Origin of the sequence: Nonomuraea sp. NPDC050153, from assembly GCF_044460125.1 — a bacterium.
Taxonomy (GTDB): Bacteria; Actinomycetota; Actinomycetes; order Streptosporangiales; family Streptosporangiaceae; genus Nonomuraea.
This window is the reverse complement of sequence record NZ_JBITJQ010000037.1, coordinates 91,879-117,886: the sequence shown is the minus strand read 5'-3', so window position 1 is coordinate 117,886 and position 26,008 is coordinate 91,879. Positions and strand designations below refer to the sequence as shown.

The following is a 26,008-nucleotide window of genomic DNA, read 5'->3' as shown; positions in this document are numbered from 1 at the left end:
ACTCAACGGTCACGGCGGGGTGCGGGAGAGCTCGGTGTATCGAATCGTCTGGGGGGCCGAAAAAGGAAGAACGCGTCACCAGCCGATCGCGGGCCGTCTACGAGTTCGGTGGCGGTGGGATCATGGCTGTGACTCCTCCGCTCCCTGAAGGGAGCGGCTTCTCGCTAAGCCGCTTGCGCAGCGTCACGAAGGGCAAGCCCTGCCCTCAAGATGTTGGTCGCCGCGTTCACGTCGGCGTGCGTGGAAAACCCGCACGCCGTACATCGGAAGGCGGCTTGGGCGACGCGGTTCTCCTTCGCGCAGTGCCCGCAGCGCGAGCACGTGCGGGAGGTGTTGGCGGGGTTCACTGCGATCAGGTGTCGACCGGCGCTTTCAGCCTTGTGTGACAGGATCGTCAGGAACGCGGACCAACCCGCGTCGAGAATGCTCTTGTTCAGCCCGGATTTAGCCGATTGACCGTTAGGCAGGTAGCCGCCTTCGCCGTCCGGTTTCGGCGCGGCACGCCGGGTCATGCCCGCGACGTTCAACGCTTCGTGCACGATCACGTCGTAGCCGCGGACCAGCGCAAGCGCGGCCTTGTGCGCCGAGTCGAGGCGTTGCCGCCGCACCCTGGCGTGCAGGACCGCCACCCGTGCGACGGCCTTACGGCGCCGCTTGGATCCTCGTTTCTTACGGGAGAGCTCCCGCTGGGCCGCTGCCAGACGGCCGGCGCAAGTGGCAAGGTGCCGCTGGTTTTCGATGTGGTCGCCGTCGCTGGTCGTGGCCAGCGAGGCGACGCCCAGGTCAATACCCGCGACCGCGCCCGTCGCGGGAAGGGCTTGTGCGGGCACCTCATCGCACGACAGCACGACGAACCAGCGGGCGCCTTCCCGCTTGACACTGATCGTCTTGACGATGCCAGGCACGCGGCGGTGCTGGTGGACCCGCACATGACCGATGCCCTGCAGACGGACGAAAGTCGCTGCCGGGTGCTCGGGTTGGGAGTCCCACCGGCAGCCGTCGCCGTCCTTGGGCCACTCGACCGTGTCGAACCAGCCCCGGCCCTTGAAACGCGGGAAGCCTGGGGCGCGCCCGGCCTTGACGCGGGCGAAGAACGCTTTGAACGCCTTGTCAAGACGGCGAAGGGTGGCCTGCTGCGAGGAGAACGACCACCGGCCGTGCCCGTCGGGGTCGTCGGCACGGATATGTTTCAGATCGGCCGACTGGTCGCCGTAGCGGACGTTGACACCCGCCTTGCGGTAGGCGCTACGACGGTGCTCAAGAGCAGCGTTGTACAGCGTGCGGTGCTCTTCCAAACAGGCGGCCAGTGCCACGGCCTGCCTTGCGGTGGGGCGCAACTGGAACTTGTACGACCTACGCATGGCCGCCTGCCTTGGGTGCCCGCTCGTACTGCGTCTCGATGTAGCGCTGCACCGTCTCGGCGGACACGGCGCCGACCGTGGCCACGAAGTAGGACCGTGACCACAGCGTGGGCAGTCGGGAGCGCAGGTGCGCAAACTCGGCGCGCAGGTGGTGGGAGGTGAACCCCTTGAACTGGTTGGCCACATACGACGGCGAGTTCTTCGGGTGCGGCTTGACGAACAGGTGCACGTGGTCGGGCATCACCTCAAGCGCCACGATCTCCCAGCCGTGCTCGTCGGCCTTGGCGCGGATCAGCTCCTCCAGGCGGGTCTTCACCTGGCCGCCAAGGACCGGGCGGCGGTACTTCGGACACCACACCACGTGGTACCCGAGGTCGTAGGCCGCACCGGGGGAGGTACGCACCTGACGAGTCACACGATCATTATAACAGCGTCACGTATCTAGCACGCGATGAGCGGAGATCTCTGAAGCCTGAATATGACGGGTCACTGCACGTTCGGGCCTTGGCGGCCCTCCCGCTCCCGATTCCCCGGACGGCTGAAGCCGCCGGGCCCCTCGGGAGTACCTGATGGCGGCTATGGCTCGGCACGGACCAGCTCATACGCAGGTGCCAGACGCGCTATGACGAGCCCGACTCCCCCCTGGAACGTCAAAGACCGCAGTCTCAGGACCGCCGATGTGCGGTTCTCCGGCTGGGGCGACCCGATCGACATCAAGCCGCCTCCTGCCGAACTTGTGGCGACGCGCGATGAACTGGTCTTCTCCGACGAAGGCTAAACGCAGGGAGGCCACCGCACGCTTGTGGCCTGGGTGTCCGGCCGTCTCGATGGGAAGCTACGGATCGTGGCGTGAGGCAGGATGGGCGCCATGCTGGAGATCGACTTTCTGACCGAATCGGCGGTTGAGGAACGCGCCGACAGCCGTCGGGGCTCAGGAGGTCCAGGTGAATCTGTGGACCACGCGTCGGGGTCGGCCGACACGGGCACTTCTACCTGCGATGCCGTTCCGGTGCAGGTAGGCCCTCTTCGGATGCGGATGCGGATGCGGGTGTTCGCCCGCGAGGGGTAGGAGAGTGTGCCGGGGCCTCCGGGAGATCGGCAAGGAGGTACGCCCGGTTGCCCACCTGCACTTCGGACGGTCAGTTTGCGTGGGTTGTCCGCACCGTCGTGTCCCATGGGCTGGGGATTGTGACGCGGTCACCGTTGCAGGGCCAGGAGGTGAAACGCTCCCCGGATGATGGACTGGCTTTTGGCCGCCACGTCGATCGTGTCGGGTGCGGTGGTGGGGTCGGACACCATGAGGCTGGTGGCCAGCGCGCGGCCGTCGGTGGTGCGGGCGAGGTAGTGCAGGGTCACGACGCCGGGCTCGCTACCGCCCTTGTACCAGACCGCTGGGAATCGGGAGGCGTCGAGGTGAAGTCCGTCGTCGTTGAGCGAGAGAGCGTGGTGGATCTCGGGCTGGCCGAGCCGCAGCAGACCTGCGTAGGCGTGGCAGATGTCGGCCGGCGAGGCGAAATACTCGATCTGGTCGATGTATCTGGGTTGGGACCAGGTCTCGTGTACTGCGGGCAGTGGTAGCTGTTCCAGCTCCAGCACCGCGGCGATGCGCTGGTGGGTCGGCAGGGCCAGGTACTGCTGCGGCCGACTGCCATCCGGGGTGGCCTTGAGCTGGAAGAACGCCTTGGTGGTGAGGATCGGGACGTTCGCGTCGGGCTGCCGGTGGCCGAACAGCGACAGCTGGCGTTGCACCGCGTCCCGGCCCAGCCGCTGGATGAGGTGGTCGGTGGCGGTGTTGTCGCTGATCGAAATCATGTGATCGGCGTATTCCGACAGCGAGAGCATGGTGCCGGCCGGGCGGTTCTGCAGGGTGCCCGAGGGCAGGCTCTTGTAGTCGTCGCGGATGGCCAACTGCTCGTTCCACGAGAGCCGCTCTTCGGCGACGGCTTGGGCGAGCGCGCCCAGCACGTACAGCTTGAACGCCGAGCCGACCGGGCGTTGCGTGTCTGCGTCGAGGCTGTGCGCGATGCGGCACTGTCCGTCCGGCTCAATCTGCGCCGCGGCGAAGGATACGCGTGCTCCCAGCTCGGCCAGCCGTGTGTCGATCTCCGTCCACGAGGCCGGCTCGGGTTCGTCTGGGGTCAGGTGCAGGTTGTCCACGCGCCCCGCCGCCTCCACGTGCACCGTGATGCGGTAGCCGGTGGTGTGGGCGTGCACGGCTGCCTGGACCTGGTCCGGTTGCGTCGTGAGGGTTTGGCGGAGGGTGAGCGGGCCCGCTGCGGCCAGTGCGGCGTTGAATCCGTCCGGTCCGCCGCTCGCCTCCAGCAGGGCCGGGGCCAGGTGCCGACGGATCTCGCCGTCCGGCAGCGGGCCCCGGAGTGACGCCTTGAGCAGCCAGTCCAACTGTTGTTCTGCGGAGGTGGAGGAGGTGCTCGCGGCGGTTTCGTGGATCACTGCTGTGCCTTTCCTGCGAGGGGTGTCGGGTCGGGTGGTCAGCGTTTGAAGGTGGACAGGAGCCGGGCGAGCGCCGGTTGGCGCGGTGTCAGCCAGTCGGCGATGTCGGTGACCACGGCCGCGTCGACGTGCTGGGGTTTGTCGTAGTCCGCGGGCGTGGACGGGCCTGAGCCGGGGAAGAACAGGTGGTCGTCGGCGTCGTAGACGCGGATGGTGACGTCCCTGCGGTGGGCAAGGCCCGCCTGCCAGCCCGCGAGGTCGTCGGCGACGGTCACCTGGTAGTCGCGGCCGCCCTGCAGGATGAGCATCGGCTTGTCCAGCGCGGCCGCGGTCGCGACCGGGTCGTAGCCGCGCAGGTCGAGCCAGTACGCCCCGGAGTAGCCGAACGGCAGCTCCGCGGCGGGTGTCTCGGCCGACAGTTGAGGGCTGTCGACACGTGCGGCCTGCCGCGTGATCGCCTCGACTGCGGCCTGCGCGCCGGGATCGAGCGAGGCGAGATGGCGGACGACGCGGACGGCGGCCTGGTGCATGGGCTGGGTGTCACCGGCCAAGAGCACCAGCCCGGCCACAGACGGCTCGGCGGCGGCGACCCTCGGGGCCACCTTGCCGCCCATGCTGTGGCCCGCGACAAACACCCGCGCGGCGTCGACGGCAGGGTGGCGCTGGAGCAGGCGGATGGCCGCGACGGCGTGCGGGACGTACTCATCGCTCATCGTGAAGTCCGAGATTGCCGCCACCTGGACGGCGTGAGTGTGGGTCACCTTGTCGAAGCGCAGCACCGCCACGCCGCGGCCGGCCAGCCCCCAGGCCAGGTCCTTGAGGGGCTTGTTGGGGCCGCTGGTGGCGTCCCGGTCGAACGGCCCGCCGCCGCTGAGCAGCACCACTGCGGGCCACGGGCCGTGCCCGCGCGGCAAGCTCAACGTGCCGGGCACGGCCAGAGCGCCGGAGCCCACGGTGACCTCATGCTCGTCGAATCTCCTGCGGCGGGCGTAGGACGGCGGCGTCCACGGTTCGGTGAGTGGGGGTGCGAGCCGCAGGTCCTGCAGCAGGCCGGTCTCGTCGACCGCCATGACCACCGTCAGCCCGCCACGTTCGTAGGTCACCGGGACGCTCACCTTGACCAGCTCGGTCTTCCCCGTTGCGGTCACCCAGCTCTGGGGGGCCGGCTCGCTGATCGGCGTCCCGACCGTGGAGATCGCCCCGAGCCTGGAAGGCTGACTCTCCCAGGCGACCTGCAGCATCTCAGCGGAGGCCACCGCCCGCAGCGGCGGGGCGAACAATGCCTCAATGTCCGCGAAGCGTCCACTCCGCGCCATCTCGACGACCGCCGTGGCGATCGCCACCGGATCCGTTTCCATGGTCATTCCGACACCATGCTTTCTACTATTTTGCGAACGGTAGCACACCATGAGACTGTTGCATGGTGGACACTTTGGAGCTACTGGCGCATCCGGTGCGGCTGCGGATCGTGCACGCGATGCGCGGAGAGCGGGAACTCACCACCGGCCAGCTGTGCGCACGGATCCCCGACACCTCGAAGGCCATGGTCTATCGGCATGTCGACCTGCTCGCGGCCGGCGGAATCCTGGAAGTGGCGGGCGAGAGGCGGGTGCGCGGCGCGGTGGAGCGCCGCTACCGGCTACGCCACGACCGAGCCGTCCTCGACGCCGATGCACTCACGGCCATGACGCCCGACGACCACCGGCGCACCTTCGCCACCTCGATGGCCGTCCTGGTCACTGAATTCAACGCCTACCTCGACCGCGAGGGTGCCGACCCGGTGGCGGACCTCGTCGGCTACCGGCAGCACGCCGTCTGGCTCACCCGCGGCGAGTTGGAAAAGATGATCAGCGAGTTCCGTCGCGTGATCCTGCCCCTGTTGGCCAACCAGCCAACGCCGGACCGCACACAGCACCTGCTCAGCCCGATCTTTTTCCCGGTCGAACAGCCATCCACCGACTCCGAATCGGGCCCAGATCGTCCTGACCCATGTACGGGATAAGGGATTATCAGCGCGTACATGAGCGATCATGGCCGCGCGGCGACCAGGAGAACCCTTCGCCGGGACGGTGCGCGACTCCGGCACGTCATCCGGTACATCGCCCAGGCCGGCACAGCGACCGCCGCCCGGCGGCCGGCATGAGCGCCGTGCCGAAGGCCGCCGCCTTTCGCGGTGGAGGTGTCAGCCTCGCCGCGGCCGCCGACGGCTTCCTCGCCACCCCGCGCACCACCAACCCCAACACCCACCGCGCCTGCACCTCGGCCATCGACCGCGTCACCGCTCTGCTCGGCCTCGCCGCAGCTATAGAGGCTCCGGGACGTTTCGGCCGCGAAGCAAGAGGACCGACCTGCACTAACGCAATCGCGTGTGCCTGGTGGCAGCAGTCTTGCCGACACCCCACTGGCGCCGCGATCCCGGCGGCAGCGGGCTCGGCCTGGCCATCTCCCGCGACATCGCTCACTCCCACCACGGCACCCCTCACGGTCGAGGACTCGCCACGTGGAGCGAGGTTCGTGCTTTGGCTGCCGCTCACCAGATGACTACGTTGGATCCGCACGCTGGAGGAGGTCGCCATCTGTATGGGCAACGAGAACGCGCCTGGACGGTCTGAGCATGAGGACAGGCTCGGAGCCGAATGGGAGAGGCACCGGCCTGCGGTTTTCGGCGTGGCCTACCGGCTGCTGGGCAGTGTGGCCGATGCCGAGGACGTGACCCAGGACGTGTGGCTGCGGGCGGCCGGAACAGATCAGCGGGACATCGATGATCTGCGGGCCTGGCTGGTGACGGTGGCCGCACGGCGGTCGTACGACATTCTCAAGAGTGCCCGTTTCCGCCGGGAGACCTATGTCGGGCCGTGGCTGCCGGAACCGCTGCTGACGGGGCCGGACGCATCCGAGCCGGTCCTCGTCGATGAGTCCGTCGGCTCGGCGATGCTCCTGATCATGGAGGAGTTGAGCCCGCCGGAGCGGGTGGCCTTCGTCCTGCACGATGTCTTCGGCCTGGAGTTCGTCCGGATCGCCGAAGTGCTGGATGTCTCCCTGCCGGGTGCCCGGCAGTTGGCCTCGCGGGCGCGGCGGCGGGTGGCCAACGCCAAGCAGTCTTCGCCGCAGGCGTCGAAGGCGGAGCGTGAACGTGTGCTGGCGGCCTTTCGCGCCGCCTACGAGGCCGGGGATCTGGCCGGCCTGGTCAGGCTGCTGCACCCGGACGCCGTCTACGTCACCGATGGCGGCGGCAAGGTCGCCGCGATGCGCAAGCCCGTGCACGGTGGTGAACGCGTCGCTGAGGTGATGGTGCGCGTGGGCCGCCAGTGGCGTCCGGACCGCATCGACCTCGTCGAGGTCGGCGGCGAGCTCGCCCTGGTGTGCCATCGGGAGGGCCGTGTCTACTCCGTGGACACGCTGCAGATCACAGCCGGTCTGATCACCACGTACCGCAGGGTCATCAACCCGGACAAGCTTTCTCACCTCTGAGCTGTCACAACCCGCGGGGTCACCTCGTCTCCCTGATGAGAACCCGAACGGGACAGACGAAGGAACGCTCGCGAGCAGATGAGATCGATCATGCCGTACGGCACGCGTCCACCTGCTGCGTTCCTCCGGCGAGCCGCGATGAGCCCTGCGCGTGAACGGGCTGCGCGCTCGAGCGCCCCACCACAGGAAGGACCTTTGTGCAAGCCATCACTGTCCGAGACCGTGAAGCCGGTCTCGCCGGGCTGTCCCTGTCGGACATGCCCTACCCCCACGCGGCCGAGAACGACGTCATCGTGCGAGTGCACGCCGCCGGCTTCACCCCTGGAGAGCTGGACTGGCCGGCCACGTGGACCGATCGCGCAGGCCGCGACCGGACGCCGAGCGTGCCCGGGCACGAGTTGTCGGGTGTCGTCGAAGAGCTGGGGTTCGGCACGACTGGCTTGAGTGTCGGCCAGAGGGTGTTCGGCCTGGTTGGCTGGACCCGCAACGGCTCGCTCGCCGAGTACACCGCGGTGGAGGCCCGCAATCTCGCGCCGCTGCCGGCGGACGTCGACCACACCCTGGCCGCCGCACTGCCGATCTCCGGGCTGACCGCTTGGCAGGGCCTGTTCGACCACGGCCGCCTGACCACAGGCCAGACCGTCCTGATCCATGGCGCTGCGGGCGGCGTCGGCTCGATCGCGGTACAGCTCGCCCGCGAGGCCGGCGCCCGTGTCATCGCCACCGGCCGGTCCGCCGACCGGGACAGGGTGCTTGCACTGGGCGCCGAGACCTTCCTGGACCTGCAGACGGAGAAGCTGGAGGACGTCGGCGAGGCCGACGTCGTGTTCGATGCGATCGGCGGGGACATTCTCGACCGATCGGCCGCCCTGGTCCGGGCCGGCGGCACGCTCGTCACCATCACCCTGCCGCCCAAGGTTCAGCCCAAGGCCGGGCGGGCGGTCTTCTTCGTCGTCGAACCCGACCGCGCCCGGCTCACCGAGCTCGCCACGCGACTGAGGGACGGCCGGCTCAAGCCGGTCGTCAGCGCCGTACGGCCGCTCGCCGAAGCACCCGCCGCGTTCGCCCCCGCCACGCGTACCCGGGGCAAGACGATCATCCGCGTCACCGAAGACCCATGGTGATCGGAACGCGGATCGCCGGTGGACTGCCGGCCCGGTCGCCACGCTGACTGCGGCCACGCCTGGTGGCGGGCGCCGTCATCGTCGACGCGCAGTTGCGCTGGGCGTCCGTCGTGGGCGCCCGGCCACGGTCCGCTCTATCCGTATTCTCGTCCTGCGCCTGGGTTCGGGAGAATCCGGCTTGAGGACATAGGCGAGTGCACGGCGAACTCACCACGCTCGGCATCAAGGTCGCCGCGTCGACGGTCTGGGAGATCCTCGAGCAGGAAGGGCTTGATCCAGCATCCGAGCGGGCGTCCATCACGTGGGCCGACTTCCTGCGCTCGCGAACCGAGGCTCTTCTGGCTTGCGATTTCATCGAGACCATCACCTTGAACGGGCAGCGTCAGTACATCCTGGCCGTTATCGAGCACGCCACCAGACGCGTGCGCGTGCTCGGCACCACCGCACGTCTGCGGAGTGACCGCCGCGATTGCCGTGATCGACGGCAAGTGGAAGACGATATTGCTCTGGCTCCTGGAATCCGGTCCGCGCCGCCCCGGCGAGCTACGCCGGCGGCTGCCGGGCCTCACCGAGAAGGTGCTGACTCAGGCGCTGCGGGAGATGGAGGCCGACGGGCTGGTCCACCGGGAGGTGCACGATGTACGGCCGTTGAAGACCGTGTACTCCCTGACCTCATTCGGGGCCGAGTCGGTCGCAGTACTGACGTCGGTGCGTCAGAACCGGAATCGCACGATGCGGGTGGAGCGTTTCATGCCCGGCAGCAGGTTCATGAGGCGGTACATGCGGCGTATGTTCGCGGGTGCCTTGGCCATCAGCACCGGTGAGTCGTTCATCGGCGCCTCGTCGACGTATTCGAGCCGCGGGTGCCAGTCGGCCAGCGCGGCCGGGTCGTTGAAGCCGCAGTGGAACTGGGCGTCGTATCTGCGCAGCAAGGGGTCCCATTTCGAGGTTCGCCACGCCCAGACCGCCACCGTGTCGAACTGTATCTGGCCGGTGGGGAAGGCGTCGGCGACGCTGGTCAGCAGTCGCCGGATGTCGGTCTCGGTCAGGTAGGGCACCAGTCCTTCGGCGATCATCAGCGCCGGTCGGCCGCGGGGGATGCGTTCCAGCCAGGTCAGGTCGGTAACGCTGGCGTCGATCAGGGTGTAGTGCTCGTGCGGTGGCAGGAATTGTCGCCGCAGTTCGATGACGGACGGGTGGTCCAGGTCGTACCAGTCGACGGTGGCGGGCGGGTCGATCCGGTACACCCGGGCGTCGAGGCCGCAGCCCAGGTGCAGCACCACCGCGTCGGGGTGGTCGGCGAGGAAGCTTCGGGCCCAGTCATCGTGGGCCTTGGCGCGCACCACGGCGGCGAGGCCCATCTGGCTGGTGCCGAATCTGCGGTTGTCGTAGTCGGGGTCGAGGCGGCGCATCGCCTGCTCGGCGTATTCGTCGCCGAGGATCGGGTCCGGCAGTCGGTTGTCCAGTGCTTTGGCCCTGAGGACGGGGCTGAGGGTCTTCTGCACTCCGACGAGTTCAGTGTCCTTCACGACAGCGACATTACTCGCATTTCACGAATTTCGTGAAGTTCATGAATGGATTTAGACTGTTGCGGGTGCGACGAGGAAGGGAGCTTCGGTGACGCGAGCGGACGAGGGCGTCATCGCCGTCTTCCAGGAACGGTTCGCGCAGATCATGGTCGAATACGGCATGCCCAGGATGGCCTCGCGCGTGTACGCCGCGCTGCTGGTCGCCGACTCCGGCAAGCTGTCGGCCACCGAGCTCGCCGAGCGACTGGGGGTCGGCGCGTCGGCGATCTCGGGGGCGGTCAAATACCTGGTGCAGGTGCGGCTGGTCGAACGCGGCCGCGAACCCGGTACCCGGCACGACTTCTGCCGGATCCACGAGCACACCTGGAGCCACTTCGTCAGCCAGTCCGACCCGATGCTGGCCCGGGTGCAGGTCGGCGCCGACGAGGGCGTCGCGCTGTTGGGTCTCGACTCCCCTGCCGGGCGGCGGCTGGACGAGACCCGCCGCTTCTTCGCGTTCATACGCGAGGAGATCAACCAGTCGATGGCGAAGTGGCGGCGGCTCCAGGAGGCCGAACACGAGGCCGGCCAGACGGCCGAGAGGATCTTGCCGAGGTAGCCGCCCGGCCTCCAGCAGCCGGTGGGCCTCTGCCTGGTTCCCCGGTGCTCGGCCCGCCGGCTGAGCCGGCCTGGCTTCGTCAGTTCGCGGTCTTCCCGTCGCAGAACACCTGCTTGAGAAGGTTGTTCAGCGCCTTCGGGAACTCCTTTGCCGCGTCGACTGCGGCGTCTCCGCTGGTGATCGAGGCGGTCATGGTCGTCTTGCCGTCGGGCGTGCTGTACATCAGCGACCCGTAGCCGTTGACGCTGCCGTTGTGGTTGAGGACGGTGCCGACGCAGCCCTGGCCCAGGTCCTGTACCCACACCCCGAGGCCGTAGCGGCCGTAGAGGGCGGCGCTTTCGGGGTGCGGCTTGCGCATCTCGGCCAGCAGCCGGGCCGAGACGAGCTTGCCGTTGTTCAGCGCGGAGAAGAAGGTCTGGAGATCCTTGGTGGTCGAGATCATGTCACCGGCGGCGGAGATCCAGGTGGGGTTCTGGCGGGTGACATCGATCACCTTCCACTGGTCGGCGGCGTCCTGATATCGGTAGTAGGCGTGGGCGTGCGGCCCACGGATGTCCGTCCGGGCGCCCGGCAGTTCGGTGTCCTGCAGCTTGAGCGGCTGCAGGATCCGCTGCTTCATCTCGTCGGTGAAGGAGCCGGTGACCTTCTCGATGAGCAGCTTGGCCAGCACGTAGTTGGTGTTGGAGTAGCTCCAGCCCGTCCCTGGCTCGAACTTCGGCCCGTTGGACAACGCCAGCCGTACCAGATCCTCGTCCTTGTAGGTGTGGAAACGCTTGTCCACCCACTTCATGCCCTGCCAGGGGATCCCCTGCACGGGCTTCCCGTCGGAGTCGACGTCGTAGGTGTAGTCGAACACTCCGCTGGTGTGCTGCAACAACATCCGCACCGTGATCCGCCGGTCCAGCTTGAACTGGGGCAGGTAGTCGACCACTGGCTTGTCCAACCCGATCTGGCCGTCGTCCACCAGTTGCAGCACCAGGGTGGAGACGAAGTTCTTGGTGGTGCTGCCGATCCGGAACCGCCCGTTCGTCGCGGGTTTCGCGGATGCACCCAGCTTGCGCACCCCGGCGCTGCCGGCCCACTCACCTCGCTCATCACGCACGCGTATCTGCATCCCAGCGGCCAGACCGGAATCGACGACCGCCTGGATGACCTTCTGCAGCTCCGGGCGGTCCTGTCCGGCGGCGACCTTCGACACCGGGCTGCTGTCCGCGGTGGCGATCCCCGGTGCGGCCACCCCGGCCAGCAGCGCGGCCGTAACCCCTACTCGGCGGAAAACCCGTCGCGTCCGGACCTTGTTGGTTTTGGCACCCCTGGCTATTCCTGAGTTCAAGTTCGTCATGCGCTCCACAGCCCGATAGTCCTGAGTGGTGCTCATTCGTTGTGTCCTTTCGGTTTTGGGCATGGTGATGCCACGGTGGTCCCATCACGGCAGGGGGATGAGGGCGTGAGAGGGCTCAAGCGAAGGCGCTGTCTGTCTCGCAGCAGAGTGAGGTTGGGAGAGTGGCGCCTGGTCAGGCGGTCAGGCGCGGCAGACGACCATGTCGCCGTAGCAGGTGCGGCCGCGCACCTCGACGGTCTCGACGGTCTCTTCGGGCTCAGTCTTCTTTACGTCGACGGGGCCGTGCTGCTCGACCCTGACCAGCAGCGCGTGGCGATGTCGGTGAAGCCCTGTTCCCCGCAGCCACGCCGTGATCTCGTAGCCGCACGCGGGCCGGCCGGATCGCCAGAACAATGCCCTCCAGCACCTCCCTTCGGCTACTCAATGTTGCCGATTACCGGTACAAAGTAACACTGACTACCAGTACTTAGCAACGCCGAATAGTCGAATGCAAGCCGGAACCGGAAGCGTGGCCGCGAGTGGTGCAATCGCTGAACCGTCTCACCGGGGACGGCCCCACATCAGCCGCCGCGAACACCTCACCTTGAGAGGGGCGCTTGGTGCCCACTTTCCTGGCGCACGAGGCCGATGCGTTCGCCTGGCGTGCGGGTACGGGGGCGCGTTCCCGTAACCGCCCATGGCCCAGATCTGGGCCAGGGTGAAGGTCAAGGCCGATGGTTGGCGTGCACTTACCGATGTACTTGCACGGGAGCGGATCTCGACGGCATGCGGCGGGATCTTCGACAGCTTCAGTACCTGGCCGTACTGATCCGGCCGATAGTCTCTGGACCCCAGCTGACCTCGGTTGGCGTCGGCGGCAGCCCGAGCGTCCCACACGCTGACCCGCAGGTAGGGGTCGTATCTGCCGGGCCGGGGCGGTCCTGGCAGCCGTCTCCTCCGTCATCGGGCGTCCACCAGTTCAGTGCTCACCCGCAATCCTCCCAGCCGTTCGGCCCAATCAGGCGCTCGACGCCGTGCTGAAGCACTGGGATGATCATTTCGTGTCCCAGTCGCACCGGCGGATGACCGCTCTCGTCTCCGGAGCCGGCTACCGCAGTCACGAGCCGATCGTGGTCGGCGTGCGGCGACGCGGCACGCCCCCCATCCTCCTGGCCCAAGGGCTGACAGCCACCGGTGAGCCGGTGACCGCCACGACGCTCGCCTACGCGGCGTCACTGTCGAAGCAGATGACCGCGGCCTGCGCGGCGCTGCTCGTCCGCCATGGCGCGCTGGACCTGGAATCGCCCCTGTCACGCTGGCTGCCCCAGCTGCCGCCGTGGGCCGGCGCCATCCGCCTCCGGCACCTCGTCCATCACACGGCGGCCCTTCCCGCTGACGCCGAGGTCGACGCCCTCATCGACGGCGACCGGACCACGCCAGGCATCATCCGAGCACTCACCCGGTTCCCGGCCCTGGATCGCCGGCCGGGCACCGAACACGTCTATTCCAACGCCGGATACGTCTGCCTGGCCGCGGTGGTGGAACGAGCTGCGGACACGCCGCTGCGCGACTTTGCCCGGCGCCACCTCTTCGGTCCGCTGGAGATGGCGGACACCCGCTTCTGGTCCGGGCCCGACCCCACGCCCCCGGGTGCGGCGCCGCTGGCCCGTCCTCATCCCGCCCCGCTGTCCCTGGGCGACGGAGGGGTATGGACCACTCTCGGCGATCTGCTGCGCTGGGGCCAGGCGCTCAACGCCGACGAACTCGGCGTCTCGGGACTCATGCAGGCTCCCGGACGCCTCGATGACGGTACGCCGATCGACTACGCCTGGGGCATCGGCGTCCGGTCACACGCGGGGCACCGCGTCTATCGGCATGGAGGCGGCTGGCCAGGTCTGCGTGCCGCCCACGCTCGAGTACCCGACCTGGATTTGACCGTGGCTCTCATCGCGATCGACGACCACACCGAACGCCGAGTCCCGCTCCTCGACAGCCTGCTCGATGCGGTGACGGATCTGCGGGCCCCCGGCTCCTGAAGCCGCGATTCGAGACTTGTAGCATGTGAGGTTGTCACCGACAGCTGGGCAGGGAGTCGTCTTGCAGGTCGCGGCCGTCACATTCGACGGATTCAGCGAGCTCGACAGCTTCATCTCCTCCGCGCTGATCAATCGTGCTCGCGCGCACGGCGTGACCGCGTACACGAATGAGGGAGTTTTCCCAGTTCAGAGACGCATTTCTCTGATCTCTGTCAGCGTCCCGCCTCCTGGCTGACCAAAGTCCGGATCGGGACCTGGGGTCGTTGGTGGTGCGGGTGGTGAGACGGTTCGTTCCGACGGGTGACCCTTGGGAGCCGTTCCGATTACTGGACGGCGACGGAATGATCGTCGAGCCCGTGGCGGCGTTCTTGCGTGAGCTGCAGGCCGAGGACCCGTCGGAGTCGACAGTGCGATCCTATGGCAACGATCTTCTGCTGTGGTGGCGTTCTGTTTTGGGGCACGACCGGGTCCACCGGTGGGCGGCAACTCGGCCGACCGGGTTTCCTCAGGCCTCCAGCGCCCGACGATCTTTCGTACGCAGACGTCGGTGCGGGCAGGAATCGGCTGGTCGAGGGGAGTTCAGGCGTAGGCGTCCTCGATGGCGACTCGTCGCACTGTACGCAGCGTCGACTGGAGACTGTCCAGATCGGTGGAGCCCAGAGCGAGGCGGAGCGCCTGTGGTGTGTGCGTCGAGGTGGTGAACGGCTCGGCCGTGCTTACCGAGATGCGCTGGCGCGCGAGCGTGGCGGTCAGGCGATCGGCGCGTGCGTCGTCCGGCAGCGGCAGCCAGGTGAAGTAGGACGAGGGATGGCTGATCAGTGGTAGGCCTGCCAGCTCTTGTCTGGCGAGTGCTTGGCGGGTCTTGGCGTCGTCTCGTTTCTGCGCTTCCAAGTGGTTCACGGTGCCGTCGTCGAGCCAGCGGCAGGCGATCGCGGTGGTGAGGGCGGGGGTGTTCCAGGTAGTCGCCCGGATCGCGCGTTCGAGCGAGGGCACCGCCGAGGGCGGGGCGACGACGAAGCCGACCCGGAGGCCGGTGGCGATGCTCTTGGACAGTCCCGAGACGTAGACGGTGATGTCGGGGGCGGTTACGGCCAGAGGCGGTGGAGGGTCCTCGGCCAGGTAGGCGTAGGAGGCGTCTTCGATGATGAGCGGACCGTGCTGTCGAGCGATCTTGATCAGGCGGGTTCGGTCGGTTGCCGGCATGACCCAGCCCAGAGGGTTGTGCAAGGTGGGCATGGTGTAGATCGCGCGCACAGGGCGGGTCGCGCACAGCTTTTCGAGGGCATCGAGATTCGGCCCGTTGGTGGTTGCGGGTATGGGCTCCAGGTCGAGATGAAAGGCATGCGCGAGCACCTTGAAACCCGGGTAGGTGAGTGCGTCGACCGCGACGACGTCGCCGGCGTTGAGCGTGGCCATGAGGGTGATGGCAAGGCCGTGCTGCGCACCGTTGACGATGAGGATCCGATCCGCGTCCGTGGTGATTCCCCGACGCCTCAGGTGCCGTGCGATCGAGGCTCTGTCCTGGGGACGCCCTCGATGTGGTTGGTAGCGCAGCAGCGAGTCGAGATCACCAGAGGTGGCCACCTCTCGCAGGGCCTGTCGAAGGAGATCAGCCTGCCCGGGCAGCGACGGATAGTTGAAGCTGAGGTCGACCGCATCCGTGGCGACGAACTGCTGATCGATGCCGTGACCGGCGGGAACCGCGATGTCACGCACGAACGTACCGCGGCCTTGTTCCCGGCTCACCAGGCCCATGGATTCGAGCTCGGCGTACACCCGGGTCGCGGTCACCACGGCGATGCCCTCGCGGGCGGCGAGCCCGCGGTGTGTCGGCAGCCGCACGCCTGCGGCGAGCCGCCCGGCCCGGATGTCGGATGCGAGCGCGTCCACCAGCGTTTTGTATCGCGAGGCTGCCATGCACCGGATTGTACGCATGACAATTCTTTGACTGTCCTGCTCGCGGGTCCTTAACGTGAAGACCCACCCACGCGGAAGGACAGCCGCCGTGCACATCGCCATCCTCACCTTCGAGGGCTACAACGAGCTCGACTCCCTGATCGCGCTCGGTGTGCTCAACCGCATCAAGACCGACGACTGGCGCGTCACCATCGCCACCCCCAGCCCCAGAGTGACGTCGATGAACGGGGTGATCATCGAACAGATGTCCACTCTTGAGGAGGCGTGCGCCGCTGACGCCGTCATCGTCGGCAGTGGCATCGCCACCCGCGAGGTCGTCGAAGACCCGGCGATCATGAACATCCTGCGCGGGCTGGACCCCTCGCGCCAGCTCGTCGCGGCACAGTGCTCCGGCGCGCTCGTACTGGCCAAGCTCGGCCTGCTCAACGACATCCCCGCCTGCACCGACCTGATCACCAGGCCCTGGGTCGTCGCCGCCGGTGTCGAGGTGCTCAACCAGCCCTTCTACGCCAAGGACAACATCGCCACCGCCGGCGGCTGCCTAGCCTCGCACTACCTCGCCGCCTGGATCATCGCCCGACTCCAGGGCAACGACGCCGCCGAAAGCGCGCTGCACTATGTCGCCCCGGTCGGCGAGAAGGAGGAATACATCGAGCGCGCCTGGCGCAACATCACTCCCTACCTGCCCGCTCCCACACCGGTGCTCCGGGACTCGCCTCCACAGTCACGCGTCAGCCGCTCCCCCATCTCTCGGACGATCATGCCAAGCTCCTCGCCAACGTTGACGGAGTCAACAGCGTGGGCCGGCTCGACCAGGGCATCCGGGTCGGCGGCGATCCGATCCACCGCTGCACGTCCGTGACCGATGATCCAGGCGCGCACGTCGCCGAAGGAGTCATCGCTTCTCGGTCGACGTCGTCCGTGTCGTACGTCAGCGTTGGCGGGCGTGCTGACCAGATGACGATCGTGGCGGGCTCGTTCAACTTCGGCGGTGCGATGAAGGGCTGACGGCCGTGCCCGGCCCGATGGCCGGGCACGGCCGTCAGGTCACTCGACCATGATCTGATGGGTGGCCTTGGCCGGCCCGGCCGTGGCCTCCCCTGGCCACAACGCGAGGTAGCTGTACCTGCCGGCGATGGCGGGCGTGTCGGTGAACGTGTACGTGCCGTCGGCGTTCACGCTCACCGGCGGCAGCTGGACGCTTCCGTCGCTGACGTTGTCGACGTACACGCTGCGCTGCACGGTGAGCGTGGCTGCCGGGGAGGGCGGCTTGCCACCCGCCGTCAGCACGCCGGTCAGCTCCATGGCCGTGCCGACGACGCCTGACTGCCCCTCGACGGTGACCGGCGAGCCGACATACGCGCGCGCCGGGGCCGTCACCGTCAGATTGGATGCCGGCAGCGCGACGCCTGTCACCCGCCACAGCAGCAGCCGGTTCGCGGAGCTCCGCAGCAGCACGAAGACGTCCGGGCCGGAGAACGCGACGCCGTCCAGGAGGAGTTCGGCGTCCGGCTGGTCGGCCGCGAACATCATCGCACCGGTCGCGGCGTCGTAGAGCGTGAGGTCGGTGCTGCCCCACTGGCGTCCCGCGGCGACGTAGGCCCCGGCCGAGCCGAGCGCCACGGCCGACGGATACCCGTCCCAGCCGTCGCCGTAGGTGCCGGTCGCCGCCAGGGTCCTGGTGTCGTACCTGGTGAAGTGATCGGGGGTGTCGGCCGCGGAGAACAGGGTGGTGCCGTCGGAGGTCAGGGCAAGGTCGCGCAGGTAGTCCATGCGCCACTCCTCGCCGTCGATCGTGCCGCGCAGCTCCGGGGTGCCGTCGCCGACGTCGTAGACCAGCAGCCCCCGCGTCATCGGCCACATCCGCAGCCGCATCACCGCCACCGTCCACGTCGCCGTACGCCTGAAGGCCGGCGCCGCGCCGGACAGCGTCTCCTCAGCCGACATCCCGCACGACGTGCCCGCCGCGTTCACCGCCGGAGCGCTCCTCGGCGTGGCCACCGACTGGCTCGAGCGCGGCTGCCCGCGCACCCCGGCTGAGATGGCCGCCCTGACCTGGCCACTCCTTGTCACCGGCCCGTCCTTCTGAACGCATGCCGTGTCCCGAAAGACAGCGGGGACAGCGCCGTCACGCTGCAGATGGCGCCCAGCGAACATCGGGAACGGGGCCCACGGCCCAGCGCGCGACCTGCCGCCGAGCAGCCAACGGCGCGAGCCGAACGGGAAGCGGGAAGCTTGCCACCGACATCACTCGGGTGCACCCTCGGCTGGGGCACGGCTTCCAGTCCTCAGGGACTCGTGACCTTGGAGTTCACCGCGCTCGGAGATCGACACGGTTGACGCGCTGTCGGTAGTCCACAGTGCAGCAGCGGCTGCTCGACGCGCTGGTGCTGATCCTCGCTCACCCGGCCGACTGACGTCAGGCGCTGACGTAGATGAGGGCTGTGCGTTCCGGGCCGACCAGGAGGAGGCAGGAATCCCCCTCGCCGCTCAGAACCTCGTCGAGGGGGAACTTCTTGGCGAAGGCGAGCAGGGTTGCGGAGGTGCCGGTGACCTCGGTGACGAGCGTCCGGTAGAGGTCGCGGGCCAGCCAGGAGACGAGTTCGTCGCCGGGGATCTCGGGGGTCGTGTCGTCGAACTCCCAGAGCCCGCTCGAGGCCCGGGCCGCTTGGACGATGTTCCGTTCCGAGTCGATCAGCGCGGTCCTCAAGGAGGCCGGGTCCAGCGCCCAGAGGACGTCGTCGTCCTCGTCGTCGCCCTCCTCGGCGATCAGCCAGTGCCCGTCTCCCGCCCAGCCTGCCCGGAAGGCGTCGTGGGGATCGGGGACGTCGAGGTCGACATCGTGGGTTCCGAAGCTCACCGCGAACGTCACCTCGTCGGTGTTGTTGATCCTGAGGAATTCGCCCAGAAGTGTTGTCACGCAGGCGATCCGGTGCTCGGCCGCAACGGGGGCATCGGGGACGGCCGGGGCGGAACTCAGAGACAGCCGCCCCGTGGTGTTCCAGCTGCGCGCCAGAAGATGCAGCTCGTCGTCGAGTACGGGGCCGCCCGGCTCCGCTGCGACCGCGATCCGCAGCAGGTCTGTGGCGTCCGCGGCGAGGTAGCCGGCGGCGTATCCGGCCAGCGCCCGGCCTCGCCTGGTCAGGCCGCCGCCGGATTCCAACGCTCCGATGACGAACTCGTACGCCTGCTCCGCACCCTCAGAGGGCATCCCCCAGGACGCGCATTGGGGGCCGTCGGACGTCTCGTCCGGGTCAAGGATGTCGAACAGGTCGACGGCCAGCGGGTGGCGCCGCCCATCGGGGCCGTCGAACGTTTCCGGGAACGCCCCGTACTCGGTCACCTCGGCCGGGGAAGGCGCGGAGGTCCACTCCTCCTCGGGGGCCCTGCCTCCGTGCAGCGCCAGCCGCCATTCCGGCAACCACAGCCTGAACAGGCACTCCACGGCTTCGAACGGGCCGACTCGGCGAGGTTCTGCGGTCGTCAACTCTCATCTCCGAGGTTCGGGTTCGGGGGCGAGATCAAGAATAGCCAGCGCCGGGCGCTTCACTTGGATTCGATCCGGCCCATCGGGCGGCGCTTCCCGACAGAGCCTGGTTGTCGTCCGTCGTCTCCTTGACCTCGTAGCCGGGGATTCCGCCAAGTGAGTGTTCGGCCCCGTACAGAGTGAGCAGGCTCTGGTCGCCGGGGCTCAGGAAGTACGGGTCGGCGAGCCGGTCCGGCCCCTGACGGTCAGCGGGGAGCCGTCGTGATCCCCGGCGACCACGAGGGCCGGCGTGGTCATGTTCGCGAAGCTCGGGTTCATGAACGGGAAGTGCTCGGCCGCGAACGGCGTCAGGTCGGCTCCGCCCTTGCCGGCCGTGGCAAGCAGCACGCCTGCCTTGACCCGAGCGTCGGACAGGTCCGCTTCCTGCCCGCTCACCAGATCAAGGACGCGCAGGCCCAGCAGATTGCCCGCCGTCTGGCCGCCGAAGGAGTGTCCGGCCGCGGCGATCCGGCTCCGGTCGAGACGCCCGCCGAGGCCCGGAACGGCAGCTTCCAGATCGACCGCACCGTTTGTCCGACGATCCCGCCCCGCGCCGACTACGAGCTGACCGGCCTGGGCCGTAGCGCCATCGGCATCCTGCGGGCGATCGACGAGTGGGCGGGCGAGCACGCGGACACGGTGATCGCCGCCAGGAAGGCGTACGACGAGCGCGCCAAGGAGCCGGTCGCACCCGCTTGAGAGTTCGGGCCGATACCGTTTGATCATGCCCGCCTCCTTCACTCAACTGCCGTCGGCACCTCACCATGAAGCGGTGCCGGGATTGCGCTACCTCCCCGACTGGCTGAGCCCTGACGCCTGCGCGACGTTGCTCTCCTCCATCGACGCCGCCCCATGGTCGGCCGAGCTGCGACGACGAGTGCAGCACTACGGCCACCGCTACGACTACGGCCGCCGAAGCGTGGCGAGAAACTCCCAGACCCCGGCACCGCCCATTCCGGCCTGGGCCGGGCAGCACGCCACAAGCCTGGTCGGCGAAGGACACATGGAGACGGAAGCAGACCAGGTCGTCGTCAACGAATACCAGCCGGGGCAGGGCATCAGCCCGCACGTCGACTGCGTGCCCTGCTTCGGCCCGGTCGTCGCCGCGATCTCCCTGGGCTCGGCCTGCGTCATGGACTTCACGCACCCCGAGAACGGCACCAGGGTGGCGGTTCCTCTGGCCCCCGGCAGCCTGTGCGTGATGACGGGACCCGCCCGATACACCTGGCGTCACAGCATCGCCGCGCGAAAGAGCGACCCCAGCGCCGCGGGCCGCGTACCGCGCGGATGGCGGGTGTCCGTGACCTTCCGCACCATCACCGGCCCCACGCCTTGACGGCAGCCGCCACCACCGCCGCCGGGAGAGCTCGGCCGCGCGGCGCCGGCAGGGCCCGTGGTCGGCCAGGCGCGGCAGCGACGAGAGGCCGGCTTCGTCGAACGCCGTCTCCACCTCCGCCCGTCCCTCCCCCGGAGAAGTGCGTCCACCCGTCGTAGCGGGCCGGGATGACGATGGTGCCCGGCACTGCGGCGGCCGCGGCCGTCGAGCGGTTCGGCCGGCTCGGACCTCGGTTCTCGCCCGGGTCCGCGGCTGAAGCGCCGGGCGGGACGGTCAGCTCAGATGTGTAGATCTACGCGAGATCAGCCGGACAGCGGCCGCAGCTCATCGGTGACCAGCTTGACCACCAGGTCGTCCAGCGCCAGCACGGCGTACTCCGAGACGTGATGCTCGGTCTTGTCGCCCGGTGAGACGCCGTCGGCGCCGTAGGTGAGGAAGGTGAAGCGGCCCATGGTGAGCTGGGCGAGCTGGCGGTAGATGTACTCGCCCTGGTCGTCGAGGCCCGATGAGGCGATCGGCTCGATCTTGATGCCGCGCTCGGCGGCCCGGCGGGCCTCGGTCAGGTAGTCCGGCCCGTCGTAGTCGAGGTGCGGCGGGGCGTCGGCGACGAGGAAGACCAGCTTGACGGCCTCCTGGCGCCAGGACGGCTTGGCCAGCGCCTCGGCGAGCGCCGCGTTCAGGTCCTCGGGGGTGTCACCGCCGCCCGCGGCCCGCACCTCGGCGAGCTGCGCGCGGAACGTTCCCACGTCGGCGGTGAAGTCGGTGGTCCTGGTGACGTAGTCGTCGCCCTTGTCGCGGTAGAGCGTCATGCCGAGCTCCAGCTGGGGCCCCGCCGGCAGCTTGGCGATGCGGGCGGCGACCGAGTCGACGCCGGCCGTCAGGCGGCCGATCTCGTCGCCCATCGAGCCGGTCGTGTCGATGAGGAACAGCACCTGCAGCCGGGCGCGGCCTTCCGGCCGGGTGACCGGCAGCTTGACCTTGGGCGCGTCGCCGGTGGCCGTGGCGGTGGCTCCGCCGTACGAGACGGTGATCCGGCCGTCGCCGAAGACCAGCGCGCGTCCGTCGGCGTAGGTGCGCGCCTGCTGGTCGCCGGCCTGTACGGTCGCCCCGAACAGCGGCCGGCCGCCCTGGTCCGTCACGGTCACGATCCTGCGCCCGGTGACATCGGTATCGTGCACCTGCTGGTCGGCGTCGGCGAACTTCTTCCTGTAGTCCAGGTAGGCGGTGAAGGCCGCGTTGTCGTCGACGCTGCCGGCGCGTAACCCCGACTGCCTGCGAGCTTCGGAGTTCGGGGCGGACGCGCCGGCGGTGCTCATGTCCGCTCCGCCGCAGGCGGTCAGGAGCAGGGTGGTCAGCGGCAGAGCGGCGAGAAGTACACGGTGACGTGTCATGACCCTACTGACGGAAGGACCGGCGCAGGCGTTCGACGCCGGATCACACGGTGACCAGGCCGTGCCCGACATGTGATCTCAGGCGTCCCGCAGTCGCCGATCGCTCGTCGCCGGCCAGGTGACGCCGCCGCGTCACCGCGCCAGCCGGCCCAGCAGCCCGGACGCCGCCGTGATGCCGATCGCCGTGGCCGCGAACAGCACCGCGAAGTCCAGCGGCAGGTTCGCGGGGATGCCGAGCAGCAGTCCGCGCAGCGCGTCGACCTGGTAGCTGAGCGGATTGACCGCGCTGACGTACCGCAGCCAGTCCGGCATGACCGCGGTCGGGTAGAGGGCGTTGGACGCGAAGAACAGCGGCATGGTGATCGCCTGCCCGATGCCCATCAGCCGATCGCGGGTCAGGACGATCCCGGCGATCGTCACCGACAGGCAGGAGAAGAACGCCGAGCCGAGGAGCACGGCCACGATCACGCCGGCCAGGCGCAGCGGGTCCCAGGTCATGCTCACGCCCAGGAGCGCGGCGATGAGCATCACGACCACCGCCTGGATCATCGCCTTCACCCCGGCGGCGAACGCCTTGCCGGTGACCAGCGCGGCCCGCGGGGTCGGCGTGACCAGGAGCTTGGTCAGGACCCCCGAGTCGCGTTCCCAGATGATCTGGATGCCGTAGAAGATGGCGATGAACATCGTGGACTGGGCGATGATCCCCGGCGCCAGATAGTCCAGGTACGGGATGCCGTCGCTCGGGATCAGCCTGATGCGGGTGAACGTCTGACCGAAGATCAGCAGCCACAGGGCGGGCTGGATCGCGCGGGTGTAGAGCTCGGTGCGATCGTGGCGCAGCTTCTGCAGCTCCACCACGCACATCGCGGTGATCCGGGCGGGCAGCACGCGCCACCCGGTACGGGCGCGCGGCGGCACGAGCAGCAGGTCGAGGCCGGCCGTGCCGGTGCCGTCAGCCGACACGGGAGGCGGTGTTGCGGGTACGGCGGACATCGCGGAACTCTCCTCCTCCTTCGTCGAGGCCGCTGCCGGCGACGTCGCGGAAGACGTCCTCCAGCGTGGGGGCCGAGCCGTCGGCGCGGCGGTCGCGCAGGTCGGCGATGAGCCGCTCCGGCGTGCCGAGAGCCCGTACGCGCCCCTTGTGCATGAGCGCGACCCGGTCGCAGTACTGGTCGGCCTCGTCCATGTAGTGGGTGGTGACCAGGACGGTCATCCCGGTGGCGGCGCGCACCGCCATGATGTGCTCCCACACGCTCGTGCGGGCGATGGGATCGAGCCCGATCGTCGGCTCGTCCAGCATGAGCAGGCGTGGCGCGCTGACCAGGGCCTGGGCGAGTTCGAGGCGGCGTACCATGCCACCGGAGTAGGTGCCGGCCATCCGGTCGGCGGCCTCGGCGAGCCCGACCGCCTCCAGCGCCTGGCCGACCCGGGCCGCGCGCTCACGCCGTGGGACGTCGAACACGCGGGCGAACAGGGAGACGTTCTCACGGCCGGTGAGGCTCGCGTCCGCCGACAGCTGTTGGGGCACGTAGCCGAGCAGGCGGCGCACCGCCATCTTCTCGGTGGCCGCGTCGTGCCCGAAGACCCGCACCATCCCGGACGGGACGGGCAGCAGCGTGGTCACGCACCGGATGGCGGTGGTCTTGCCCGCCCCGTTGGGGCCGAGCAGCCCGAACACCTCTCCGGCGGCGACCGTCAGATCGACGCCGTCGACGGCCCTGGTCTGGCCGAACGAGTAGCGCAGGCCGGTGCAGGTGACCGCGTCACCCGTCGTCGGCGTGTCGTCCCTCATACCGTCCCCACCTCCTCCTGCAGGCCCTCGGCGAGCCTGCGCAGTGCCGGGAGCGCGGCGCTCAGCGCGGCCCGGTCCTCCTCGCTGAGCCGCGCCACCTGCTCGCGGACGAGTGCCACGCGCCGCTCCTCCCAGGCGCGCAGCCGCGCCTCGGCCTCCGGGGTGGTCAGCAGCCGGGCGGTACGGCGGTCGTCGTCGCTGGTCTCGCGGCGCAGCAGCCCGGCGGTCGTGAGCTGGTTGACCAGCGTGGACACCGAGTTTCCTGCCAGGTACAGCTCTTTGGCCGCCGCCGAGACCCCGATGCCGGGGTGGGCGGCGACCAGTCGCAGCAGCTCGACCTGGGCACCGCGCAGCCGCGGCCCGGTCAGCCCCCGGCGCAGCCTGCGCCGGACGAGCCGCTGGATACCGGTCAGGACGCCCACGAGGGCGTCGGGGAGTTCCGTCGCACCCATATACAAAACATTAGCTCTGTTCACGAGCTAATGTGAAGTGCCCAGCTCAGCATGTCTCGGGAGAATCAGACCTACATGCGTCTAGGAGGCGAGCGAGACGGCGTGGCCGATCGACGACGGGTCGTCGATGAGGCCGAGCATGCAGTGGGCCACGTCGGCGCGGGTGGTGCTCAGCCCTCTCCTGACGTTGAGGTCCCGTGCGGTGCGGTAGCGGCCGGGGCGCTCGGCGTCCAGCAGGCGGGAGGGGCGCACGATCGTCCAGTCCAGGGCGCTGGCGCGCAGCATCTCCTCGGCCCGAGCCAGGTCGGTGTAGGAGTGGCGGAGCAGGGGTTGCACGAAGAGCGGCTTGAGCACGTACCGGATGAGAAAGCCGTCGCCCGCGTCGGCGACCAGGCCGCTGGCGCTGACCAGCAGCATGCGGCGGACCCGCGCCCGGGTCATGGCCTGGATGATCGAGCTGGTGCTGGCGGTGTGGACGGTGCTGGGGCCGCGGTCGCGCGCGCCCAGCGCGGACAGCACGGCCCCGCAGCCCTTGACCACCGGGAGGATGGCGTCGGGGTCCATCACGTCGGCCTCGACGACGTCCAGCCGCCCGCGCAGCTCGGCGGGCAGCCGGGACGCGTCGCGCACGGCGGCGGCGACCTCGTGGCCCCGATCGAGGGCCTGGCGCAGGAGCTGCAGGCCGATGCCGCCGGTCGCGCCGAAAACCGCGAGTTTCATCAGTCGCGCCTCTCTAGGTTGGTGAGTGTTCACTCACCCTACCTCGCAAGGCGGCCGCTCGCGGTGACGGATCAGGCGAACACCGTGCCCACCTCGGGGGTCTCGGTAGCAATGGCGCAGGATCCAACGGATATGCCTCTCACCTGCACTTATGTAGAGGTCTCAGGCTGATGGGCCAGACCCGAGCCCTGCCCGCCAAGGCAGGCCCGCGGCATATCTGTTGGATTTTCGCCCCAAGCTACGAAGATCCCCCCGGGGGCCGTGTCCAAGATCAACCTCATGGCCGGTATTGGACATGTCCAGGCTGACCCCCAGCCCAGCGCTTCCGAGAACCGAGCCTGCGCACCTGCTTGGTCATTCCAGGTTGGGGAGATCGGTAGGTGGACCGAGCGGGGGGTCGTTGGCCAGGTCGAACGCGGCGGCGAGGATGGTGAGGACCTGAATCATGGCCTGAGGTGCCAACTCGTACTCGCCGCGCCTCCGTTGTGTGATCAGCCTGGCGCTCTGCAACGCGCGCAGGTGGTGATAGAGCTGGCCGCTCGTGGTCTGCTCGCCGTCTCCGCCGAGGGACTCTTGGAGATCGGTGCTGGTACGCCGACCCTGTCGTACGAGCGCGGCGAGCAGCGCCAGCCGCGGCTGGCTGCCCAGGGACTCCAGGATGGCGGCCACTGGCGCCCAATCGGCCGAAAGCAACTCGGCGAGAGCAAGCTGCCTGTCCCAGAGGCTCTCGCCGCCGGCCAACCGGGCGGCTCCGACGTAACCCACCGTCCCAAGCTTGTCCTCCTCCTTTGCCTGGCGGAGCATGCTGGTGGCTGCTGCGGTGAGCGATGGTGCCCCTGGGAGGCGTCGCGGTGGGGCAACAGTGTCGGCCCGATTCTCCAGGCGGGCGATCCGGCGCTCGAGTTCGGCGAGTTTGTCCTCGCTCATCACACTCTCCTACGTGATTCCATAATTACGAAATAGCGTAGGGGTCTGGGGCGGGT

The 26,008-nt window shown here is 68.8% G+C and carries 28 protein-coding genes and 2 pseudogenes; 11 read left to right on the top strand and 19 right to left on the bottom strand.

The annotated features are described in order from the left end of the window. Positions 1-164 precede the first annotated feature (164 nt). Both ACIBQ1_RS51545 and tnpA read right to left on the bottom strand, forming a co-directional pair. Positions 165-1,361, bottom strand: coding sequence for an RNA-guided endonuclease InsQ/TnpB family protein (locus tag ACIBQ1_RS51545; RefSeq protein ID WP_397289554.1), 1,197 nt, complete (start codon positions 1,359-1,361; stop codon positions 165-167). Further along, positions 1,354-1,776, bottom strand: a complete 423-nt coding sequence (gene tnpA / locus ACIBQ1_RS51540) for an IS200/IS605 family transposase (protein ID WP_397289552.1) — start codon at positions 1,774-1,776, stop codon at positions 1,354-1,356. Before tnpA ends, ACIBQ1_RS51545 begins: the two co-directional genes overlap by 8 nt. A 207-nt stretch (positions 1,777-1,983) precedes the next feature. Here tnpA and ACIBQ1_RS51535 point away from each other — a divergent pair, with 207 nt between their 5' ends. Further along, positions 1,984-2,139, top strand: a complete 156-nt coding sequence (locus ACIBQ1_RS51535) for a hypothetical protein (RefSeq protein ID WP_397289550.1) — start codon at positions 1,984-1,986, stop codon at positions 2,137-2,139. A 419-nt stretch (positions 2,140-2,558) separates the two neighbouring features. Here ACIBQ1_RS51535 and ACIBQ1_RS51530 read toward each other — a convergent pair whose 3' ends face one another. Then, a complete protein-coding gene (locus ACIBQ1_RS51530) occupies positions 2,559-3,812 on the bottom strand; it encodes a serine hydrolase (RefSeq protein ID WP_397289548.1) in 1,254 nt (417 codons plus the stop codon). Positions 3,813-3,850: 38 nt separating this feature from the next. Then, entirely contained in the window at positions 3,851-5,176 is a 1,326-nt protein-coding gene (locus ACIBQ1_RS51525; protein WP_397289545.1) for a serine aminopeptidase domain-containing protein, read from the bottom strand. 56 nt (positions 5,177-5,232) lie between these two features. On the opposite strand from ACIBQ1_RS51525, the gene ACIBQ1_RS51520 reads away from it, so the two are divergent. The 3 genes from ACIBQ1_RS51520 (at position 5,233) to ACIBQ1_RS51510 (ending at position 8,407) form a co-directional block, all read left to right on the top strand. Then, positions 5,233-5,814, top strand: a complete 582-nt coding sequence (locus tag ACIBQ1_RS51520) for a helix-turn-helix domain-containing protein (RefSeq protein WP_397289543.1) — start codon at positions 5,233-5,235, stop codon at positions 5,812-5,814. A gap of 578 nt (positions 5,815-6,392) precedes the next feature. After that, a complete protein-coding gene (sigJ, locus tag ACIBQ1_RS51515) occupies positions 6,393-7,283 on the top strand; it encodes an RNA polymerase sigma factor SigJ (RefSeq protein ID WP_397289541.1) in 891 nt (296 codons plus the stop codon). A 197-nt stretch (positions 7,284-7,480) separates the two neighbouring features. Next, positions 7,481-8,407: an NADP-dependent oxidoreductase gene (locus ACIBQ1_RS51510; protein ID WP_397289539.1), complete on the top strand. Its 927-nt coding sequence runs from the start codon at positions 7,481-7,483 to the stop codon at positions 8,405-8,407. Positions 8,408-8,541: 134 nt separating this feature from the next. On the opposite strand, the gene ACIBQ1_RS51505 is transcribed toward ACIBQ1_RS51510, so the two are convergent. Then, complete coding sequence (locus tag ACIBQ1_RS51505; RefSeq protein ID WP_397289537.1) at positions 8,542-8,895, bottom strand: hypothetical protein; 354 nt, start codon at positions 8,893-8,895, stop codon at positions 8,542-8,544. On the opposite strand from ACIBQ1_RS51505, the pseudogene ACIBQ1_RS51500 reads away from it, so the two are divergent. Further along, a pseudogene (locus ACIBQ1_RS51500) lies at positions 8,864-9,064 on the top strand (winged helix-turn-helix transcriptional regulator); the annotation flags it as partial. The gene ACIBQ1_RS51505 and the pseudogene ACIBQ1_RS51500 sit on opposite strands and share 32 nt — an antisense overlap. A 56-nt stretch (positions 9,065-9,120) precedes the next feature. On the opposite strand, the gene ACIBQ1_RS51495 reads toward ACIBQ1_RS51500, so the two are convergent. Continuing rightward, entirely contained in the window at positions 9,121-9,936 is an 816-nt protein-coding gene (locus ACIBQ1_RS51495) for a class I SAM-dependent methyltransferase (RefSeq protein WP_397289535.1), read from the bottom strand. A gap of 88 nt (positions 9,937-10,024) precedes the next feature. Here ACIBQ1_RS51495 and ACIBQ1_RS51490 point away from each other — a divergent pair, with 88 nt between their 5' ends. Continuing rightward, positions 10,025-10,534, top strand: a complete 510-nt coding sequence (locus ACIBQ1_RS51490) for a GbsR/MarR family transcriptional regulator (RefSeq protein ID WP_397289533.1) — start codon at positions 10,025-10,027, stop codon at positions 10,532-10,534. Positions 10,535-10,613: 79 nt separating this feature from the next. On the opposite strand, the gene ACIBQ1_RS51485 is transcribed toward ACIBQ1_RS51490, so the two are convergent. Continuing rightward, positions 10,614-11,912, bottom strand: coding sequence for a serine hydrolase domain-containing protein (locus tag ACIBQ1_RS51485; RefSeq protein ID WP_397289531.1), 1,299 nt, complete (start codon positions 11,910-11,912; stop codon positions 10,614-10,616). 144 nt (positions 11,913-12,056) lie between these two features. Then, positions 12,057-12,269, bottom strand: a complete 213-nt coding sequence (locus ACIBQ1_RS51480) for a hypothetical protein (RefSeq protein ID WP_397289529.1) — start codon at positions 12,267-12,269, stop codon at positions 12,057-12,059. Positions 12,270-12,916: 647 nt separating this feature from the next. Between ACIBQ1_RS51480 and ACIBQ1_RS51475 the strand changes: the two genes are divergently transcribed. Further along, the gene (locus ACIBQ1_RS51475; RefSeq protein WP_397289527.1) at positions 12,917-13,891 is read left to right on the top strand and encodes a serine hydrolase domain-containing protein; all 975 of its coding nucleotides are present in this window, start codon (positions 12,917-12,919) and stop codon (positions 13,889-13,891) included. A 579-nt stretch (positions 13,892-14,470) separates the two neighbouring features. On the opposite strand, the gene ACIBQ1_RS51470 is transcribed toward ACIBQ1_RS51475, so the two are convergent. Then, positions 14,471-15,808 (bottom strand): PLP-dependent aminotransferase family protein, encoded by a 1,338-nt coding sequence (locus ACIBQ1_RS51470; protein ID WP_397289525.1) that lies wholly within the window; start codon positions 15,806-15,808, stop codon positions 14,471-14,473. Positions 15,809-15,863: 55 nt separating this feature from the next. Between ACIBQ1_RS51470 and ACIBQ1_RS51465 the strand changes: the two are divergent. Then, positions 15,864-16,361: pseudogene (locus ACIBQ1_RS51465) on the top strand (DJ-1/PfpI family protein); the annotation flags it as partial. 125 nt (positions 16,362-16,486) lie between these two features. Here the strand turns inward: ACIBQ1_RS51465 and ACIBQ1_RS51460 are convergent. Both ACIBQ1_RS51460 and ACIBQ1_RS51455 read right to left on the bottom strand, forming a co-directional pair. After that, positions 16,487-16,690: a hypothetical protein gene (locus tag ACIBQ1_RS51460; RefSeq protein ID WP_397289523.1), complete on the bottom strand. Its 204-nt coding sequence runs from the start codon at positions 16,688-16,690 to the stop codon at positions 16,487-16,489. A gap of 165 nt (positions 16,691-16,855) precedes the next feature. Continuing rightward, positions 16,856-17,755: a hypothetical protein gene (locus ACIBQ1_RS51455; RefSeq protein ID WP_397289521.1), complete on the bottom strand. Its 900-nt coding sequence runs from the start codon at positions 17,753-17,755 to the stop codon at positions 16,856-16,858. 10 nt (positions 17,756-17,765) lie between these two features. On the opposite strand from ACIBQ1_RS51455, the gene ACIBQ1_RS51450 reads away from it, so the two are divergent. Continuing rightward, entirely contained in the window at positions 17,766-17,897 is a 132-nt protein-coding gene (locus ACIBQ1_RS51450) for a TetR-like C-terminal domain-containing protein (protein WP_397289519.1), read from the top strand. A 330-nt stretch (positions 17,898-18,227) separates the two neighbouring features. Here ACIBQ1_RS51450 and ACIBQ1_RS51445 read toward each other — a convergent pair whose 3' ends face one another. Together ACIBQ1_RS51445 and ACIBQ1_RS51440 are read right to left on the bottom strand one after the other, a co-directional pair. Continuing rightward, positions 18,228-19,295, bottom strand: a complete 1,068-nt coding sequence (locus ACIBQ1_RS51445) for a hypothetical protein (RefSeq protein ID WP_397289517.1) — start codon at positions 19,293-19,295, stop codon at positions 18,228-18,230. Between the two features lie 204 nt (positions 19,296-19,499). After that, positions 19,500-19,730, bottom strand: coding sequence for a hypothetical protein (locus ACIBQ1_RS51440; RefSeq protein WP_397289515.1), 231 nt, complete (start codon positions 19,728-19,730; stop codon positions 19,500-19,502). A gap of 54 nt (positions 19,731-19,784) precedes the next feature. On the opposite strand from ACIBQ1_RS51440, the gene ACIBQ1_RS51435 reads away from it, so the two are divergent. Next, complete coding sequence (locus ACIBQ1_RS51435) at positions 19,785-20,033, top strand: winged helix-turn-helix transcriptional regulator (RefSeq protein ID WP_397289513.1); 249 nt, start codon at positions 19,785-19,787, stop codon at positions 20,031-20,033. Between the two features lie 73 nt (positions 20,034-20,106). Then, the gene (locus tag ACIBQ1_RS51430; RefSeq protein WP_397289511.1) at positions 20,107-20,670 is read left to right on the top strand and encodes an alpha-ketoglutarate-dependent dioxygenase AlkB; all 564 of its coding nucleotides are present in this window, start codon (positions 20,107-20,109) and stop codon (positions 20,668-20,670) included. Between the two features lie 302 nt (positions 20,671-20,972). On the opposite strand, the gene ACIBQ1_RS51425 is transcribed toward ACIBQ1_RS51430, so the two are convergent. From ACIBQ1_RS51425 to ACIBQ1_RS51400, 6 genes are all read right to left on the bottom strand, one after another. Next, the gene (locus ACIBQ1_RS51425; RefSeq protein WP_397289509.1) at positions 20,973-22,061 is read right to left on the bottom strand and encodes a VWA domain-containing protein; all 1,089 of its coding nucleotides are present in this window, start codon (positions 22,059-22,061) and stop codon (positions 20,973-20,975) included. Positions 22,062-22,193: 132 nt separating this feature from the next. After that, the gene (locus ACIBQ1_RS51420) at positions 22,194-23,054 is read right to left on the bottom strand and encodes an ABC transporter permease (RefSeq protein WP_397289507.1); all 861 of its coding nucleotides are present in this window, start codon (positions 23,052-23,054) and stop codon (positions 22,194-22,196) included. Further along, on the bottom strand, positions 23,014-23,853 hold the full coding sequence (locus ACIBQ1_RS51415) for an ABC transporter ATP-binding protein (RefSeq protein WP_397289505.1): 840 nt from the start codon (positions 23,851-23,853) through the stop codon (positions 23,014-23,016). Before ACIBQ1_RS51415 ends, ACIBQ1_RS51420 begins: the two co-directional genes overlap by 41 nt. Further along, positions 23,850-24,305, bottom strand: coding sequence for a MarR family winged helix-turn-helix transcriptional regulator (locus ACIBQ1_RS51410; RefSeq protein WP_397289503.1), 456 nt, complete (start codon positions 24,303-24,305; stop codon positions 23,850-23,852). The genes ACIBQ1_RS51415 and ACIBQ1_RS51410 overlap by 4 nt, the downstream gene beginning before the upstream one ends. Before the next feature lie 81 nt (positions 24,306-24,386). Then, entirely contained in the window at positions 24,387-25,025 is a 639-nt protein-coding gene (locus ACIBQ1_RS51405; RefSeq protein ID WP_397289501.1) for an NAD(P)-dependent oxidoreductase, read from the bottom strand. Between the two features lie 354 nt (positions 25,026-25,379). Continuing rightward, a complete protein-coding gene (locus ACIBQ1_RS51400; RefSeq protein WP_397289499.1) occupies positions 25,380-25,952 on the bottom strand; it encodes an ArsR/SmtB family transcription factor in 573 nt (190 codons plus the stop codon). Positions 25,953-26,008 lie beyond the last annotated feature (56 nt).